The organism is Pseudarthrobacter sp. DSP2-3-2b1 (genome assembly GCF_049895945.1).
Lineage (GTDB): Bacteria > Actinomycetota > Actinomycetes > Actinomycetales > Micrococcaceae > Arthrobacter.
The window spans coordinates 159908-176515 of the sequence record NZ_JAFCTI010000004.1 but is presented as its reverse complement, the minus strand read 5'-3'; the positions used below and the strand labels follow the sequence as shown (position 1 = coordinate 176515).

16 protein-coding genes are annotated in these 16608 nt (G+C 64.7%); 8 read left to right on the top strand and 8 right to left on the bottom strand.

The features are described from left to right. Positions 1 to 138 precede the first annotated feature (138 nt). From ACP7AX_RS07350 to ACP7AX_RS07340, 3 genes are read left to right on the top strand one after another with little or no spacing between them, the layout of a single operon-like run. Positions 139 to 1320 (top strand): type III polyketide synthase, encoded by a 1182-nt coding sequence (locus ACP7AX_RS07350; protein ID WP_426225943.1) that lies wholly within the window; start codon positions 139 to 141, stop codon positions 1318 to 1320. A gap of 13 nt (positions 1321 to 1333) precedes the next feature. Beyond that, the gene (locus ACP7AX_RS07345) at positions 1334 to 2038 is read left to right on the top strand and encodes a class I SAM-dependent methyltransferase (protein ID WP_426226002.1); all 705 of its coding nucleotides are present in this window, start codon (positions 1334 to 1336) and stop codon (positions 2036 to 2038) included. Further along, the gene (locus ACP7AX_RS07340; RefSeq protein WP_426225942.1) at positions 2031 to 3182 is read left to right on the top strand and encodes an FAD-dependent oxidoreductase; all 1152 of its coding nucleotides are present in this window, start codon (positions 2031 to 2033) and stop codon (positions 3180 to 3182) included. Before ACP7AX_RS07345 ends, ACP7AX_RS07340 begins: the two co-directional genes overlap by 8 nt. Before the next feature lie 27 nt (positions 3183 to 3209). Here the strand turns inward: ACP7AX_RS07340 and ACP7AX_RS07335 are convergent, their stop codons facing one another. After that, complete coding sequence (locus ACP7AX_RS07335) at positions 3210 to 3629, bottom strand: nuclear transport factor 2 family protein (protein ID WP_426225941.1); 420 nt, start codon at positions 3627 to 3629, stop codon at positions 3210 to 3212. A gap of 57 nt (positions 3630 to 3686) precedes the next feature. Here ACP7AX_RS07335 and ACP7AX_RS07330 point away from each other — a divergent pair, with 57 nt between their 5' ends. Further along, entirely contained in the window at positions 3687 to 4343 is a 657-nt protein-coding gene (locus ACP7AX_RS07330) for a peptide deformylase (RefSeq protein ID WP_426225940.1), read from the top strand. Positions 4344 to 4355: 12 nt separating this feature from the next. Here the strand turns inward: ACP7AX_RS07330 and ACP7AX_RS07325 are convergent, their stop codons facing one another. Next, entirely contained in the window at positions 4356 to 6386 is a 2031-nt protein-coding gene (locus ACP7AX_RS07325) for a S9 family peptidase (protein ID WP_426225939.1), read from the bottom strand. 40 nt (positions 6387 to 6426) lie between these two features. Here ACP7AX_RS07325 and ACP7AX_RS07320 point away from each other — a divergent pair, with 40 nt between their 5' ends. The 4 genes from ACP7AX_RS07320 (at position 6427) to ACP7AX_RS07305 (ending at position 9457) form a co-directional block, all read left to right on the top strand. Beyond that, complete coding sequence (locus ACP7AX_RS07320; protein WP_426225938.1) at positions 6427 to 7311, top strand: methyltransferase domain-containing protein; 885 nt, start codon at positions 6427 to 6429, stop codon at positions 7309 to 7311. Positions 7312 to 7423: 112 nt separating this feature from the next. After that, entirely contained in the window at positions 7424 to 7888 is a 465-nt protein-coding gene (locus ACP7AX_RS07315; protein ID WP_426225937.1) for an NfeD family protein, read from the top strand. A 37-nt stretch (positions 7889 to 7925) separates the two neighbouring features. Continuing rightward, entirely contained in the window at positions 7926 to 8873 is a 948-nt protein-coding gene (locus ACP7AX_RS07310; RefSeq protein ID WP_131681371.1) for an SPFH domain-containing protein, read from the top strand. 236 nt (positions 8874 to 9109) lie between these two features. Further along, positions 9110 to 9457 (top strand): RNA polymerase-binding protein RbpA, encoded by a 348-nt coding sequence (locus ACP7AX_RS07305; RefSeq protein WP_003802221.1) that lies wholly within the window; start codon positions 9110 to 9112, stop codon positions 9455 to 9457. A 126-nt stretch (positions 9458 to 9583) separates the two neighbouring features. Here the strand turns inward: ACP7AX_RS07305 and ACP7AX_RS07300 are convergent, their stop codons facing one another. The 6 genes from ACP7AX_RS07300 to ACP7AX_RS07275 form a co-directional block, all read right to left on the bottom strand. After that, on the bottom strand, positions 9584 to 10318 hold the full coding sequence (locus ACP7AX_RS07300; protein WP_131681372.1) for a glycosyltransferase: 735 nt from the start codon (positions 10316 to 10318) through the stop codon (positions 9584 to 9586). 116 nt (positions 10319 to 10434) lie between these two features. Then, positions 10435 to 12090, bottom strand: coding sequence for an amidohydrolase (locus ACP7AX_RS07295; protein WP_426225936.1), 1656 nt, complete (start codon positions 12088 to 12090; stop codon positions 10435 to 10437). A 64-nt stretch (positions 12091 to 12154) separates the two neighbouring features. Next, positions 12155 to 15061: a DEAD/DEAH box helicase gene (locus tag ACP7AX_RS07290; RefSeq protein WP_426225935.1), complete on the bottom strand. Its 2907-nt coding sequence runs from the start codon at positions 15059 to 15061 to the stop codon at positions 12155 to 12157. Positions 15062 to 15085: 24 nt separating this feature from the next. After that, entirely contained in the window at positions 15086 to 15880 is a 795-nt protein-coding gene (gene tatC / locus ACP7AX_RS07285) for a twin-arginine translocase subunit TatC (protein ID WP_108599377.1), read from the bottom strand. 48 nt (positions 15881 to 15928) lie between these two features. Further along, positions 15929 to 16219, bottom strand: coding sequence for a Sec-independent protein translocase subunit TatA (gene tatA / locus ACP7AX_RS07280; RefSeq protein WP_426225934.1), 291 nt, complete (start codon positions 16217 to 16219; stop codon positions 15929 to 15931). A gap of 32 nt (positions 16220 to 16251) precedes the next feature. Continuing rightward, the gene (locus ACP7AX_RS07275; RefSeq protein ID WP_426225933.1) at positions 16252 to 16602 is read right to left on the bottom strand and encodes a hypothetical protein; all 351 of its coding nucleotides are present in this window, start codon (positions 16600 to 16602) and stop codon (positions 16252 to 16254) included. Positions 16603 to 16608 lie beyond the last annotated feature (6 nt).

Genomic DNA, 16608 nt, shown 5'->3' with positions numbered 1-16608 from the left:
AGCGGGGTCGGTGAATATTGCAGGCCCCGCGCCTCTGTCCGGCAACAGGGTCCTAACGTCCGTCAAGGGCCAAGCATCCTCGTGCTCCGGACTGCCCCTGCCATTGTCTAATCGGGGAGGCTCGCCAAGAATGAACCAATGACGGTCTATCTGCGTTCACTCGAAACCGCTGTTCCGCCCACTGTGCTGATCCAGGCAGAAGCCCGGGATGTTTTTGCAGCCCAGCCGGGCCTGACCAGATTGGGCTCGCGGCTGGTGAACACCTGCTTTGATTCGGCCGCCATCGGGACCCGCCATACAGCGGTCGAAGAAATGACCATGGCCTTCCGCTCGGACGATCCCCAGTTCTTCGATCCCGCAACCGGTCTCCTGCTGAACCCCACCACCCAGGTGCGCAACGACATCTTCGCCCGCGAAGCCACCAAACTCTTCATCGATGCCGCCCGGGCCGCCGTCGAGGCCTGCCCGGACCTTACGCTGCTTGACATAACCCACGTCATTACGGTCTCCTGCACAGGCTTCTTTAACCCAGGTCCTGACTACAAGATTGTCCGGGCGCTGGGGCTGGACCCGGCCGTCCAGCGGTATCACCTTGGCTTCATGGGCTGTTATGCCGCGTTCCCGGCACTGCGCGCCGCCAAATCGTTCTGCGAGGCTGACCCGGATGCCGTCGTCCTGGTGGTGTGTGCCGAACTGTGTTCCCTGCACGTGCGGACCTCGAACGATCCGGACACCATCATGGGTTCGGCTCTGTTCGCGGACGGCGCCGCAGCCGCCATTGTGACGTCCCGGGACGATCCAGAGGCACCTGCCCTGATGCAGCTGGACCATTTTGAAACCGTCCTGACGCCGGTGGGCGAGGAAGCCATGGCGTGGAACATCGGCGATCACGGCTTCGAAATGATCCTCGGCAGTTACGTCCCGCACATCATCGATGACCACATCATCGGCGCCCTCAAACCGCTCTTGGACCGGGACCCGGCGCTGAGCGGCCTCCCCTACCGGGACATCCGCCATTGGGCCATTCATCCGGGCGGCCGGAGCATCCTGGACAAGGTCCAGAACCGCCTTGAGCTCACGGACCAGCAACTCGTTCCTGCCCGGGACACGTTGCGTGACTACGGCAATATGAGCAGCGCCACCGTGCTCTTCGTCCTTCGACACATCCTGGAGCAGCCCGCTGTGGAGGGCGGTGAACGCATCTGCTCCATGGCGTTCGGCCCCGGGCTCACTGTGGAGACAGGCCTGTTCACCAAGCTCCGGGTGGCGGGTGGCGCCCCGCAGGTCCGACGAACGGCAGCAACAGCGTCGCTGGCTTGATCGCATGTTCCAGATGCGGCAGCGCTCTGTTGACGCCGTCGAAATGATGGACCGGCCGGACTGTGACCCGGTGAGGCTCGAACGGACGTACAGGCAGTTCGGCCTGGTTAACCGGCTCTTTTCCGGCTGGCGCCTGCTCTATGTCCGGGAGCTCCGCCCTCTTCTGTCGGCGGATCGTCTCACCACGGTCCTGGACATCGGATGCGGCGGCGGGGACGTCGCACAGCTGCTTGCCGGCTGGTCCGCGCGGGACAACCTGCAGGTGGAGATCACCGGCATCGATCCGGATCCGCGGGCCGTCAGCTACGCAGCCCGGAGGAAAACGCAGTCGATGTACTTCCGCCAGGCAACCAGCGCTGATCTGGTCCGGGAAGGCGGCCGCTATGACGTGGTGATCTCCAACCACGTCCTTCACCACCTGCAGCCGGCGGAACTGGCGGCATTCCTGGCAGACTCGCAAAATCTGGCCAACCGACTGTGCCTGCACAACGACCTTCGCCGGAACCCGGCAGCCTACGCCCTGTTCTCCTTGGCAGCCCTGCCATTCCGCGGCTCCTTTATCCGCCCCGACGGCCTGGTCTCCATCCGCCGCAGCTACACACCTGCGGAACTGCGCACCGCCGCTCCCCCCGGCTGGCACGTCCGCCCCCAATCCCCTTTCCACCAGGTGCTGGTGCACCGCCCGGCGCAACACAGCACGCAGGCCCGCCATGGTTGAGGTGCTGATCGTCGGCGGCGGTCCGGTGGGGCTGTATCTCGCCGCGCTGCTCCTTCAGGAAGGTGTGAAGGTCAGGATCCTGGAACAACGGACAGGCCGGGACCTGCACTCACGGGCCATCGGCATCCACCCGCCTGCCCTCGCCGCGCTGGAGAGCGCGGGAGTTGCGGACACGATGGTGGAAGCGGGTGTGCAGATCCGCCGCGGCGTTGCCATCAGCGGCGGCAGGACCCTGGGCTCAATGTCCTTCGCCCCGGTTTCGGACCGCTTCCCTTTTGTCCTCTCACTCCCCCAGTTCACCACCGAGACCCTGCTGGAGGAGCGCGTGAACCACCTGGACAGCTCGGCCCTGGTAAGGGGCGCCCGGGTCACGGATATAGCGGACGACGGCGGCCGGGTCACCGTTTCCATTGACGGCACCCCCGGCCCTGGCGGCCGGAACCCCTCCACCAGGCTGTCCGCTCAGCTGTTGGTCGCCGCTGACGGTTCCCGGTCATCCGTGCGGGGACTGCTCGGTATCAAGGCACGTCCCAGAAGCTACCCGGACCACTATGTCATGGGCGATTTCGAAGACTCCGGCGGCCACCGTCAGGAGGCCGTGCTGTACCTCGAGGCCGGCGGGATCGTGGAGTCCTTTCCGCTGCCGGGCGGTGTGCGGCGCTGGGTGGCCAGAGTGGACCGGCCCACCCAGGTGCCGGACGCCGGCGAGCTGGCCCGGATCGTGCACCGCCGCACCGGAGTCCGGCCGGAACCCGCCACCAATACGATGCTCAGTGCCTTCAGCCCACGTTCTGCCATGGCCCAGAGGTCTGTAGCCGGGCGTGCGGTGCTGATCGGGGATGCCGCCCACGAGATTAGCCCGATCGGCGGGCAGGGCATGAATCTCGGCTGGCTCGATGCGGCGGAACTGGCGCCGCTCATTTGCGCCGCTCTGGCCGGGGAACCCGTTGGACGCCGCCTGCAGGCGTACGCGGCGGGCCGCCGGAAAGCGGCGAGGCTTGCGCGGTGGCAGTCTGAAGTGAACATGACGTTGGGCCGGCCCTTACCCCGGCCACTCCTGGCCCTGAGAAGCCACGCCATCGGGGCCGTTGCCGGCATCCCCGCTGCCAACAGGCTGGTGGCCCGCCGGTTCACCATGCAATGACAGTGCAGGAGCCGCCGCCGGTTCCGGTCAGGAGTTCAGGAAGTAGCAGTCGTAGCTGTCCTGGCTGACGATCCTGCCGTCACGCACTTCGAAGACCGACGACGTCCGGGCGCGAAGGGTCTCCCCTGCGTCCCAGTGCCGCAGGTCCATCAGTAACGTGGCGGACCAATCCGCCTCGACAACAACCCGCCCGCCCTCGCAGGTGGTCCGCCGGATCTCGAACTTCTGGCCGGACACCACCTGACCACTTTGATCAGCACCGGCAAGAACCTGTTCCAGTGTCCGGGTGGAACCCTCAGGAGCGAGCAGATGCGGCGCCTCCAGGAGGACAAAGTCCTCGGCCAGGAAGCGCCGGATGGCTTGGCTTCCCCCTCCTACTTCAAGGGTCCGGACAAATTCCAGGACGTGCTCCCGTGGCGAGGGTTCCGTCGAGATCAGTTCAGCCATGGGTTCGACACTAGCTGAACCATCCGTCTCATGCGTCCCCGACTATAGGATTTCAGCATGACCGCCGCCTCACCGCCCACCCCGTTCACGCCCGCGCAGATCCGGGAATGCGTACAGGCGATTCTCTCAGCAGAGTCATTGCCGCCTATTGTCCAGGCCGGCCACCCGGTGCTGCGCCAGGAGGCCGCGCTGTTCGATGGCCAGATCAGCCCCGGTGAACTCGAGCAGCTGATAGCTGTGATGCGCCGAGTGATGCACGAAGCCCCCGGGGTCGGTCTCGCCGCACCGCAACTCGGGATTCCGCTTCAAGTGGCCGTATTGGAGGACCAGTACGACGTCGACCCGGAGGCGGCCGCCCTACGTCACCGATCCCCGCTGGACTTTCTGGCGATCCTCAATCCGCGGTACAGCCCCGTAGGTGACCAGACCGCCGCGTTCTTTGAAGGGTGTCTTTCCCTCAGCGGACTCCAGGCCGTGGTGGTGCGCCATGAACGCGTGCTGCTGCAGTTCCAAACACCCGAGGGACTGGGCTCACAACGTGAATTCGAGGGCTGGCAGGCGCGGATAGTCCAGCACGAGACCGACCACCTGCACGGCACCCTGTACGTCGACCGCGCCGAGCTGAGATCCTTGAGCGGCAACGCCGAGTACGCTGCGCACTGGGCCGAGCCCGGCATTGGAAAGGCACGCGCAGCCCTGGGCTTCCTGCCCTGAACACCATGCCACTCAGCCCTGTCCTTCGCCCGCCGGATTGGCTGCCGTGGGAAGGAACTTTGCCCACCAGCGCAGGATGTGCTCGAAGCGTTGGCGGCGGTGCTTAGGCGTTCCTGAGCGGGAGAGTTCATGGTCTTCACCGGGAAAAACCAGGAGTCCGGTTTCGATGCCGCGCCGTTTCAGTGCCGTGAAGTAGCGCTGGCCCTGTTCCAGCGGGCACCGGAGGTCGTTTTCACTGTGGATCACCAGGGTGGGGGTCCGTACCTGGTCCACGTGGTGAAGCGGGCTTTGGGCCGCAACGTCAGCAGGCGACTCACCGAGATATTCGTGCCCGAAGTACCAGCCAATATCGGCTGTTCCTTCGAAACTGACCGGATCAAGGAATCCGCGCTCCACGATGGCTGCCGCGAACCGGTGGTCATGGGCAATGGTCCAGGCAGTGAGATACCCGCCGTACGAGCCGCCCATGATTCCCAGCCGGTCAGAGTCCAACGCCGGGAATTTTGCGAGTGCGCCGTCGAGGAAGGCGATGATGTCCTGCCGGTCGTCGGTGCCGAACCGGCCCTTGATGGCCAGTCCGTGGTCCCGGCCGTAACCGGCGGAGCCCCGCGGATTGCACATCAGGACGGCGTATCCCGCCGCAGCGTAGACCTGGGCCTCGTCGAAGAGCCCAACGGTGAACTGCGCAAACGGGCCGCCATGGATGTTCAGTAGCACTGGGTGCGGACCCTTGCCGGGAGGACGGACCAGCCAGCCATGGACGGGATAACCGTCCGGGGCATTAAAGGTCAGCTCCTCCGGAACCACCAGGTCAGCCTGCGTCCGCAGGCCAGCCGAAAAGTCGGTCAACAGCCGCAGCTGACCGTCGTCGAGCACTGCCACATCACCGGCCGTGGACGGATCGCTGAAGGCAGCAACCAGCGAGCCCCCGGCCCACGCCGCCCCGGTTACCACCTTGTCCCCATGCACCAGGAGGGCATGCCCGCCGGTGGCACCCAACTCGAGGAGCTCCACAGTGCCCTGCGCGTTATTGAGCACCAAGGCACGGTCCGGGCCGCGGAGTTCAATCCGGCTTCCAGGGGCGGAGATATCCATGACCTCAGGGTCGCTGAGCGGCACCGGAGTCCCTCCGGCGGCCGGGAGGCAGTACAGCACCGAATTCCTCGCCACGAAGTCCCTGCCCGATTCCCCCAGATCCTGGGCAATATAGAACAGCCAGTGGCCGTCCCGCGATTGCCGGACAGCAAGCACTTTCCGGGCTGGGGCGTCTGCCGGCTCTACAGCGAGTGGCTCGCCTCCCGTGGCAGGTACCTTGAAGACGCGGGTGGACAGGTCTTGATCGATCCCGGGTTCGTCGGCGATGAAATAGACCCATGCTCCATCAGTACTCATGACACCGCCGCTCAGGTCGGCGGCGAAGGACGTCAAGAGGCGGGCGGCCGGCACTGTCGCGTGGCGCTCCTCACGGGCATGATTCACTGGGCGGCTCAGGTGCTGGACCGGAGGCTCGCCGCCGAGCTCGGGGACGTCCACCATGAACAGCCGACGAGGCTTGTCCCGGGTGTACCCCACACCGTTCAGGCGGTACTGGAAGGAGCTGATGAACCGTGGCTCCTCTGCCTCCGGGGTTATGTCCTCGTTGCTGCCGTACCGTCCCGGGTCCGGCTCACGGGAGCAGAAGACGATCCGGTGGGAATCAGGCGACCAGGAGAAGTCCTCCACGCCCAGGAGCCTGTCCGTGATGACCTGAGGCTCGCCGCCTTCAGCCTCCACGATGCAGAGCTGGGCCTTCGAGGACCGCCCGTCCGTCCGGAGGAACGCCAGCACCAGGCCGTCCGGCGAGAAGGCCGGGGCAGTGTCCCGGAAACCCCTGGTAATCCGCCGGGGCAGTTGCTCAGGGTCCAGCGGAACATTCCATAACTGGCCCACGGCGGCGTCGGCAACAAAATCCGGCCGGGTGACCGAGATTACGGCCCGGCTTCCATCGGGATGGACAGCCGGGGCGGAGACGGAATTCAGCAGGGGGAGGTGTTCAGGCTTCACCCACGAGAGCCTAACGTGCCTGCCACATAGGATGGTGCCTATGCCGTCCACCCCTCCCCTGCTGCTGCGTTGTCCGGTCTGCGGGGGCCCCCTTTATGGTTCCGAAAACCCAGGTGCGTCCCGCGGGGCGCTGGTGTGCGGAGCCGGGCACAGCTTCGACGCGGCACGTCAGGGGTACTACAACCTGCTGGTTGGCAAGGGGACGGTTTTCGAAGCTGACAGTGCGGAGATGGTGGCATCCCGGTTCAACTTTCTCGACGCCGGGCATTACCGTCCGCTGGCGGAGGCTGTTGCGGGCACCATCGCCCGGATGGTTACCCCTCGGGGCGAATTTACTGTCCTGGACTCCGGAACAGGGACGGGGCAGTACCTCCGGGTAGTGCTCGATGAGGTAAGGCGGACAACGGAGCGCTGCACCGCCGTCGCGCTTGATATCTCCAAGTTTGCGCTGCGCCGCGCCGCCCGGATCAATCCGGAGGCTCTCTGCCTGGTTTGCGATGTGTGGCAGCCGCTGCCCCTGGCTGATGCAGCGGTCGACGCCGTTATGGTCATTTTTGCGCCCCGCAACGCGGCGGAGTTCGCGCGGGTCCTTCGCCCGCGCGGCAGGCTGGTAGTGGTCACGCCGCGTGCAGGGCACCTGGCCGCCGTCGCCGAGAGCACGGGAATGCTGTCAATAGAGGACGATAAGGACACCCGGCTGGCCGGGGCGCTGGCCGCCCATTTCGTACCAGACTCCGCCCAGGACATTGATATCCGGATGATGCTCACGCCCGCGCAGATCGCCGACCTGGCGTTTATGGGGCCTGCCGGCCATCATCTGGACCGGGCAGCGCTGGCCTCCGGCCTCGGCGCCGGGGACGCGGCGGCTGCGGTGGACGCCATGTTCAGGATCACCGTGTTCCGGCTTGCAACGGACGCCTCGTAACGACTTGGCCACGTTCCCTCGCTGGCCTCCGGGGCCACCTGCCGCCCGGCCTGCCAGCGGACTAGGATGAAAGCACACTTACCGGAAATCGGCCGCGGTCGAAGGGGACGGAATGTTTGAATGGCTCGGCGAAAACTGGTGGGCCTTGTGGCTCACCGCTTTCCTCGCTTTCGCGGTGATCGAGATGATCACCCTGGACCTCTTTTTCATCATGCTTGGCGGCGGAACGCTGGCGGCCGTCGTCGCTGACTTTGCCGGCGCTGACCTCTGGCTGCAGATTGTGGTCTTTTGTGTTGTTTCCCTGCTGATGATCGCCTTTGTCCGCCCGGTTGCCCTCAGCCACCTGAAAAAGGGGCCCTCTGAACAGCGCACCAACGTGGACCGGCTCATCGGCGAGCAGGCCCTGGTCATGGAAGCCGTCAGCTCCACCGGTGGCCTGGTGAAGATCGGCGGCGACGTCTGGAGCGCCCGGTCCGCCGGAGTGGTCCTGCCCGCGGGCCAGAAGGCCGTAGTTTCGGCCATTGACGGGGCCACGGCTGTGGTTTCGGCCCCGCCGGAGCAAGCCAACCCGTCCTAGATACAGCTTCACTGTCAACTGGGGAAAAAGGAGATGTATGGATAACGCAGGCGGAGCCGCCCTGGCCATTGTGCTGGTGGTCCTGATCGTGTTCGTAATTATTGTTTTGGTCCGTTCGGTGCGGATCATCCCGCAGGCGCGGGCCGGCGTTGTGGAACGGCTTGGAAAGTACCAGCGGACCCTCAACCCGGGCCTCACCATCCTGATCCCTTTCGTGGACAGGCTCCTGCCGCTGCTTGACCTCAGGGAACAGGTGGTTTCCTTTCCCCCGCAGCCGGTGATCACCGAAGACAACCTGGTGGTGTCCATCGATACGGTGGTCTACTTCCAGGTCACCGATCCGCGCGCGGCCACCTACGAAATCGCCAACTACATCCAGGCCGTGGAGCAGCTCACCACCACCACGCTGCGTAACGTCGTCGGTGGTTTGAACCTGGAGGAAGCGCTCACGTCGCGTGACCAGATCAATGGTCAGCTGCGCGGTGTCCTCGACGAGGCAACCGGCCGCTGGGGCATCCGGGTCTCCCGCGTTGAGCTCAAGGCGATCGATCCGCCGCACTCCATCCAGGACTCGATGGAAAAGCAGATGCGGGCCGAGCGCGACCGCCGCGCCGCGATCCTCACCGCGGAGGGCACCAAGCAGTCCGCCATCCTCACCGCCGAAGGCCAGCGGCAGGCATCCATCCTCGCTGCCGAAGGTGACGCCAAAGCAGCCATCCTCAGGGCAGACGGTGAAGCGCAGGCCATCCAAAAGGTGTTTGATGCCATCCATAAGGGCAACCCCGATCAGAAGCTTCTTGCCTACCAGTACCTGCAAACACTGCCGAAGCTGGCAGAAGGCTCTTCCAACAAGCTGTGGATCATCCCCAGTGAGGTCGGCGAGGCTTTGAAGGGCATTGGCAACGCACTGGGCGGCACCAATCCCGATCCGCGCTCCGGTGGCGGTCTCTTCGACGAAGAACCTGCGAGGCAGCCCGGCTCCTGATGTGACCGCACCGCTTTATGACTGCGCCGCCTTGCGTCTGCGAGGCGGCGCACCGGCGCCTCCGGCGCGGTGTATAATTGTATATTTGTCCGGTCGGATTGGATCCACTGGAACAAGAAAGCTGCGCGAAGCGTTGAAACTTATGATGCAGCACAGTGAACACAGAAGTCCGGAGCGGTAATGTCGCGCCGGCATGCGCGGAGCCCTGCTTCGCGAACCGACCAGAGGGAGAAAACATGAGCGATCGCAGCCTGCGGGGTATGCGCCTTGGCGCGCAGAGCATGGAGACCGAGTCCGGCGTTGAGCCGGCCCCGCGTCAGCGTGTCGAATACCGGTGCGAGGACGGCGAGCAGGTTTTTGTCACCTTCTCCTCAGAGGCAGAAATTCCTCCTGTGTGGGTTTCCAAGACCGGCAAGGAAGCGCTTCTCGTGGACGGGGAACGCCCCGACACCAGCAACGAAAAAGCTGTCCGCACGCACTGGGACATGCTCCTGGAGCGCCGGTCCCTCCCGGAACTGGAGCAGATCCTCGAGGATCGGCTGACCATCCTGCGCGAACGCCGCGGCGAACGGCGCAGTGCCTGACCCAACCCTCAGGTACAGCATCGCCCCTTGAGGCGGTCTGACGAATTGAAAAAGCCGGCCCGGCAACGTGATCGCGTTGCCGGGCCGGCTCTTTTTGCGCTGTGCAGTGCTCTTAGGTTGCGGTTCTTAGGTTGCGCTTTTCCCGGTGAGCTTGTTCCACCGAGCCAGCAGGCCCCACTTGGTGACATTGATCATGGCCTCAACAACGATGTTGCCGCTCATCTTGGATGCCCCAAGCTCCCGCTCCACGAACGTGATGGGACGCTCCTCGATCCGGAGCCCCATCTTGGCCACCCGCCACGCCAGGTCCACCTGGAACCCATAACCCACAGAATCGACCTGATCCAGGTTCAGCTTTTCCAATGTGGTGCGCCGGAAGGCGCGGTAGCCGCCCGTGACGTCCTTGATCTTCAGGCCCAGCATCAGCCGCGCATAGGTGCTTCCAATGCGCGAGATTGCCTGCCGGTACAGCGGCCAGTTGACCACGCTGCCACCCGGAACCCAGCGTGAGCCCATGGCGAGGTCGGCGCCCTGTTCAACGGCTTCGAGCAGTTGTGGGAGCTGCTCGGGCTGGTGCGAGCCGTCGGCGTCCATTTCCACCAACACGTCGTAGCCGGCATCCAGCCCCCATTTGAATCCCGCGATGTAGGCAGCGCCGAGTCCTTCCTTACCCTTGCGGTGCAGGACGTGGACCTGTGAGTCTTCGGCTGCAAAGCCGTCAGCCAGCTCTCCGGTGCCGTCCGGGCTGTTGTCGTCCACCACCAGCACGTCCGAGGCGGGCACGGCTGCCCGCAGGCGTTGAAGGGTTATCGGCAGCGATTCCAGCTCGTTGTAAGTCGGAATGATGGTGAGGACGCGCACAAAGGGCCTTTCCTGGAGGGGAGCGGTCGGAGCGGCTGATCAACAGCTGGGTAGCTGGCTGGCAGGCACAACTTCCTATTATAGGGCGATCAGTTATGAATGAACTGTCTACCGTGTCAGGAACGCAGGCCAGGACTCGAGAAGAGCTCCTTGCCGTCCCGCACCGTCTGGAGGCAAGCCGGGTCGGTACCCGTGTCGAGCGCTGGCAGCAGCGGTGTGCGGGCCCGGGGATCCGTGCTCCAGGACTGCACGCGTCCATCCGCCACCTGGACCATCAGCTCCTCAACGTCCCAGACCGCGAAACTCGCCGGCGCGCCCGGTACCAGCTGGCCGGCCATCGGATTGTGATACTTCGCGGCGCGCCAGCCTGCCCGGGTGTGGCCCAGGAAAGCTGCCCGTGCGGAGATCCGTTCGTCGTGGTTGTGGTGTTCCAGGCAAGCGCGGACACTTGACCACGGACGAAGCGCTGTCACGGGGCTGTCGCTGCCGAAACAGATGGGGACGCCTGCTGAGTAGAACGAGGCGAACGCGTTCATAGAACGGCTCCGGCAACCCAGGCGCTGTTCGTACATCCCGCCGTCGTGCCCCCACGCGGCATCGAATCCCGGTTGGGCGCTGACGGTGACCGAGTACTGCGCCAGTTGCCGGATGGCGTCGGCGTCGGCAATTTCCACGTGCTCAAAACGGTGGCCCGCCGCCCGTATCCGTTGCTCCCCCACTTCCGCGGACGCCAGCTCCAGTGCCTTCAATGCAGCGTCAAGACCGGCGTCGCCAATGACGTGGAAGCCGCCCTGGATCCCCAGCAGCGAGCAGGCGGCCAGGTGCGCGGCAGCCTGTTCAGCAGAGAGGTACAGGCTTCCGCGCTCCCCTGCGGCGTCGCAGTAGTCCGAACGCACAGCTGCAGTCCGGGACCCGAGGGAGCCGTCAATGTTCAGGTCGCCGGCCAGGCCGCGCACCGGGACGCCAAGCCCGTCAAGCAGTGTCCGGGCATGCTCCTGGGAGGTGGCCAGTTCGCCCCAGTACGGCAGGACCTCGGGCGCAGCGGTCCCGCCGGCGCTGTTCCAGGTTGTGGCGACTCTGAGGTCGGCTACGCCGCCGATATGCGGCGCGGCCATCTCCACCACAGCCACGTAGCCATTTTCGGCGGCCTCCGTCAGGGTGCGCTGCTGATAGTCACGGAGCGTGGACTCCGGGAGCCGCCGCGCTTCCTGGCGGGCCGCTACATGGGCAGCCTTCGTGACCTGCGATCCGGACGTCAGGCCGTCAAGGCCGGAAAGTCCGGCAGCGGCCGCCAGCGAGGAAGACACCAGGGCCGAGTGTGAGTCCACCCGGGACAGGAATACGCGGCGGCCCCCGGCAGCGCGCTCCAGCTCGTCGGCTGCCGGCATGGCGGGGTCAGCCCACGTGGACTCATCCCACCCGTGACCCAGTACCGGCCCATCGCCTTTGAAGGATGCGACGGCGTCGAGCAGTTCCCTGGCTGAGCGGACCCCTGCCAGCTGCAGGGATCCCAGCGCAATACCGGATTCGGTGAGGTGGACGTGGGAGTCCACAAAACCTGGCGCCACCAAGGCGCCCTTCAGATCGATGATCTCCATCGAACTGTCGGCAATGGAGGATGCTGCCTGCTCGGAGCCCACCCATGCAACGGTGTCCCCGTCCACCAGCATGGCGGTAGCAAAGGGGTCCGCCGCTGTATAGACCGAGCCGTTGCGGTACAGGACTACTTTCCGCTCAGCGGGAACGGGCACGGTTGAGGGGTGGTTGGTCATGCAGTCAAGCTCCTGGAATTAGGGTGGGCAGTCGGCTGCCGGTGAATCAGAGGACTGAGGTGAATCAGAGGACTGAGGAGTACGCCACCACGCCGCGGCGGATGAGCGAGATGGCTTCGGCGCACAACCGGGCCAGGCGCGGGTCGAGTCCAGGGATTTTGGCGAGCTGGTCCAGGAGGTCGATCACCTGTTTGACCCAGCGGACAAAGTCGCCGGCCGCGAGGTCCGTGCCGCTGAGCACGTCCTGGAGGTGCCGTCCCTTGGCCCACTTGTACATCGGCCACATCAGCCCCAGTTCGGGCTCGCCGGTCAGCGGAAGTTTGTTCTGTTCCTCCACGTCTTCGAGTGCTGACCACTCCCGGACCACCACATCCACAGACGTTTCAAGCGAGACACTCGGCATCCGCGGGCGGAGGCCCCGGTCCTCGCGTTTGGCCTGATACACCAGCACAGTGGCCAAGGTGGCAACCTCGACGGCGTCGAGGTCATCGAAGGCGCCCAGCCGCAGTGACTGCGAAATCAGAAGGTCCTTCTCACCGTAGATCCGGCGCAGCCGCTGGCCGTCGGGGCTGATCGCCTGGCGGCCGTCAGCTCCTGTCTCCAGATAGCCATAAGCCGAAAGGACATCGCAGACCCGGTCGAAGGTCTTGGCGATGGTGTTGGTCCGGCCCTGGATCTGGCGGACCAGGGCGTCCGTCTCGCGGCGCAACTTCCACCAGCGCTCAGACCACCGGGCATGGTCTTCGCGCTCACTGCAGCCGTGGCAGGGGTGGGCGCGGAGGGCCCGGCGAAGCTCGGTAATCCGCTTTTCCTGATTGGGCAGGACTGCCGCCAAGCCGAAATCGGTGGAGCGGCCCGGCGCGGGCGGACGGTTTTCGCGCAATGCGTTCCGCGCAGAAGATGCCAGGTCCCGCCGGGACTTGGGTACTTTGGCGTTGAAGGTTTTTGGAATACGGATCCGGGTCAGCGGCGCGATGGGGCCTTCGAGGTCTTCGGTGCCGATTCTGCGCAGCTGGTTGTCAAGGGTCAGGACAGCCGGCCGTGGTTCCCGGCCGCTATGGTCCGAGCTGAGCACTATGGCCGGCCCGGGGGCACGCCCGCCGGGAACGTCCACCACATCGCCAGGCATGAGCCGTGCCAATGAGTCTTCGTTCAAGGACTTGCGTGCCCGCGAGGTGCTGCGGGTGGTGATGTTCTCGGCGTCGGACAGTTCCCGGCGCAACCGCGCATACTCGGTGAAATCGCCAAGGTGGCAGGTCATGGATTTGGCGTAGCCGGCCAGGGATTCCTCGCGGCTGCGCACCTGCTTGGCCAGGCCCACTACAGAGCGGTCGGCCTGGAACTGTGCAAAGGACGATTCGAGGATCTCGCGTGCGCGGGCGCGGCCGAACTGCGCCAGGAGGTTGATGCTCATGTTGTAGGTGGGCCGGAAGCTGGAATTAAGCGGGTACGTCCGCCGTGAGGCGAGGCCTGCAACGGCCGCAGGATCCGTCCCTGGCTGCCACAGGACAACGGCATGGCCTTCGACGTCGATGCCCCGGCGGCCGGCGCGGCCCGTCAGTTGGGTGTACTCCCCCGCGGTGATGTCCACGTGGGCTTCGCCGTTGAACTTGTCCAGTTTCTCAAGAACCACCGAACGGGCGGGCATGTTCACGCCCAGGGCGAGGGTTTCGGTGGCGAAAACAGCCTTGACAAGCCCTTCAACGAAAAGTTTCTCCACTACCTCCTTGAAAGTTGGCAGCATACCCGCGTGATGCGCCGCGAAGCCACGCAGCAGGCCGTCCCGCCAGGTCCAGAAGCCAAGGACGTCCAGGTCATCGGACGGGATGTCCTGCCCGGCCTCATCCACGCGCTGGGCGATGATCCGCTGCTCCTTCTCGGTGGTCAGCCACAGTCCCGAAGAAACGCACTGGGCTACCGCCGCATCGCAGCCGGCCCGGGAGAAGATGAACGTGATTGCAGGCAGCAGGTCCTGGCGGTCAAGGCTGGCTATCACCTGCGGACGGCTTGCTTTCCGGACAGCGCCCTGCGGTGCAGCCTGTCCCTGGCGTTCATCACCGCGCTGGCGGTGCTGGCGGCGTTGGCTCCGGCCGCCGTGCCCGAACCGTCCGCTGATGCTCTGCTGGCTTTCGCTACGTGCCATCGCCAGCAGGTCCGGGTTCACTTCGAAGCCTGGCCGGGAGGTGTCATCCCTGGCCGGGTCCAGCCGTTCGGGCGCCGTGACCGGAACGCCGGTTTCCGCGTCCGCCGGTGGTGCTATTTCGTCGAAGGTGGTTTCGCCGGCAAACAGGTCCACAATCTGGCGGCCCACCATCACGTGCTGCCACAGGGGCACCGGCCGGTGCTCGGACACTATGATGTCTGTGTCGCCGCGTACAGTGTCCAGCCAGGCCCCGAACTCCTCGGCGTTGGACACTGTGGCGCTGAGCGATGCCACCTGGACCTCGCTGGGAAGGTGGATGATGACTTCCTCCCAGACGGCGCCCCGGAACCGGTCCGCTAAGTAGTGCACTTCATCCATGACCACAAAGCCAAGGTCATCAAGCGTGTCCGAATCGGCGTAGAGCATGTTCCGGAGGACTTCGGTGGTCATGACAACCACGGGAGCGTCACCGTTGATGCTGGTGTCCCCGGTCAGCAGGCCCACATTTTCAGCGCCGTATTTCTCGGCGAGCTCGGTGAATTTCTGGTTGCTGAGTGCCTTGATCGGCGTGGTGTAGAAGGCCTTGAGATGGCGTTCGAGTGCTAGGTAGATGGCAAACTCACCCACGATGGTCTTGCCTGCACCGGTGGGGGCCGCCACCAGCACACCCCGTCCCTCCTGCAGCGACTTGCAGGCAAGCCGCTGGAAATCATCGAGTTCAAAATCCAGGGTGCGGACAAACCCGCCCAGATAGGTGCCTGCCTCGGCTGTGCGCTCCGCGCTGGCCCGGTAACTTTCAGAGGGCGAGAGCGGCTCGGAAATAGACATACCTCAAGCCTAGTGCGCCCGGCGCTACAGGTTTTTCAGTTCGCTGCCCGGCGTCGCGGTGTCGGCCGTCGCGTCAGTCTCGGCGGCGCGCTTCGCCAGCCGGGCATCACGCCGTTTGTCGTTGAAAATACACAGGCCGATCGCTGCGAAAAACAGCACCAGGAGCGGGGCTGCCAGCAGGAACATGGACAAGGCGTCGGTGCCCGGCGCTGCCAGGGCAGCGAGGACAAAAACCAGGAAGACGATGATCCGCCAGGCCTTGAGGATGGTCTTGCCCCGGACCACGCCCGCCATGTTGATACCCACCAGAATCACAGGTACCAGGAACGAGATGCCGAGGATCAGGAGCATCTGTGAGGTGAACGTGAGGTAGTCAGTCGCCGAAATATTGTTGGCGCCGGTGGCGGGCGTGAACTGGAGAAGCGCCCGCACGACGGTCGGGAATACGAGCCAGGCGACAAAAACCCCGGCCAGGAACAGTGGTACGGCTGCCGCCATAAAGCCGAGGGTGTAGCCGCGTTCCTTCCGGGTCAGGCCCGGGGTGATGAACGCCCACACCTGGTAGATCCACACGGGGCTGGAAATTACCAGGCCGATCTGGATGGCGATCTGGATCTTGAACGCGAAAGGATCCGCAATAGTGGCAAAGTTCAGCACCGCGGTGCGACCGGTCTCGCGCGCAATGGTGACCAGCGGTTCGGAGAGGCTGGCCACCACCGGATCGTAGAGGAACCAGCCGCCCACTGCTGCAAGAAGCACAGCAATAGCCGATTTGATCAGCCGGTTCTTGAGCTCCTTGAGGTGGTCCCAAAGAGCCATCCGCCCCTCAGGGTTGTTTTTGGGGCCCCGCGTCAGTGCCACTGTGCGTTAAGCGCGGTTCGACGGCGGTACGTCGGTGCCGTCAGTCGGCTCATCGGGCTGGGTAGGTGCAGGCCTTGCCTGCGGGTGGTTTACAACCTTGCCCTCCACCGGACCCGAAGGGTCAGGGGTGGATTCAGTCTTGCCGTCGTTCTTCATCTCCTTGACCTCGGATTTGATGATCCGCATGGACTGGCCAAGGCTGCGGGCCATGGCAGGGAGCTTGGGCGCGGCAAACAGCAGCAGTGCAACGACGATAATAATGACAATTGGCCACGGGCCATCAAAGAGTCTTCCCACGGGAAATCCTTTCCTCTTACAACATCCTACGTCTAGCTGAAATCCAGATCGCGTAGGGACTGTGGCTGGCCACGGTCCGTCTTGCGCTGTACCCGCCTCTGGCGGCGGTCCTCCCGGCGGGATGACTTGGATGCGTGGTAATCATGTCGCATCCGGGCCGGGGTAGCAAAAATGGCCTCTCCTGGCGGAACAGATGTCAGAGGCCGCGGGTGCTCGGCGGCAACTGCAAGCGGTGAAAGATGACCGATTTTCTCGCCGGCGGCGCCCAGATCCTTCACTGTGGCCATGAACTGGCGGTACAACCGGATACCCAAAAGAACATAGAAAAGCAGGGAGAGCGCAACGAGCGCTATCCAGATCAGGATCCAGGACCACCAAGGCATGCTGAA

Coding starts and splice junctions, on each gene's coding strand:
- ACP7AX_RS07350 (WP_426225943.1), top strand. CDS start 139: ATGACGGTCTATCTGCGTTCACTCGAAACCGCTGTTCCGCCCACTGTG.
- ACP7AX_RS07345 (WP_426226002.1), top strand. CDS start 1,334: ATGCGGCAGCGCTCTGTTGACGCCGTCGAAATGATGGACCGGCCGGAC.
- ACP7AX_RS07340 (WP_426225942.1), top strand. CDS start 2,031: ATGGTTGAGGTGCTGATCGTCGGCGGCGGTCCGGTGGGGCTGTATCTC.
- ACP7AX_RS07335 (WP_426225941.1), bottom strand. CDS start 3,629: ATGGCTGAACTGATCTCGACGGAACCCTCGCCACGGGAGCACGTCCTG.
- ACP7AX_RS07330 (WP_426225940.1), top strand. CDS start 3,687: ATGACCGCCGCCTCACCGCCCACCCCGTTCACGCCCGCGCAGATCCGG.
- ACP7AX_RS07320 (WP_426225938.1), top strand. CDS start 6,427: ATGCCGTCCACCCCTCCCCTGCTGCTGCGTTGTCCGGTCTGCGGGGGC.
- ACP7AX_RS07315 (WP_426225937.1), top strand. CDS start 7,424: ATGTTTGAATGGCTCGGCGAAAACTGGTGGGCCTTGTGGCTCACCGCT.
- ACP7AX_RS07310 (WP_131681371.1), top strand. CDS start 7,926: ATGGATAACGCAGGCGGAGCCGCCCTGGCCATTGTGCTGGTGGTCCTG.
- ACP7AX_RS07305 (WP_003802221.1), top strand. CDS start 9,110: ATGAGCGATCGCAGCCTGCGGGGTATGCGCCTTGGCGCGCAGAGCATG.
- ACP7AX_RS07295 (WP_426225936.1), bottom strand. CDS start 12,090: ATGACCAACCACCCCTCAACCGTGCCCGTTCCCGCTGAGCGGAAAGTA.
- ACP7AX_RS07290 (WP_426225935.1), bottom strand. CDS start 15,061: ATGTCTATTTCCGAGCCGCTCTCGCCCTCTGAAAGTTACCGGGCCAGC.
- tatC (WP_108599377.1), bottom strand. CDS start 15,880: ATGGCTCTTTGGGACCACCTCAAGGAGCTCAAGAACCGGCTGATCAAA.
- ACP7AX_RS07275 (WP_426225933.1), bottom strand. CDS start 16,602: ATGCCTTGGTGGTCCTGGATCCTGATCTGGATAGCGCTCGTTGCGCTC.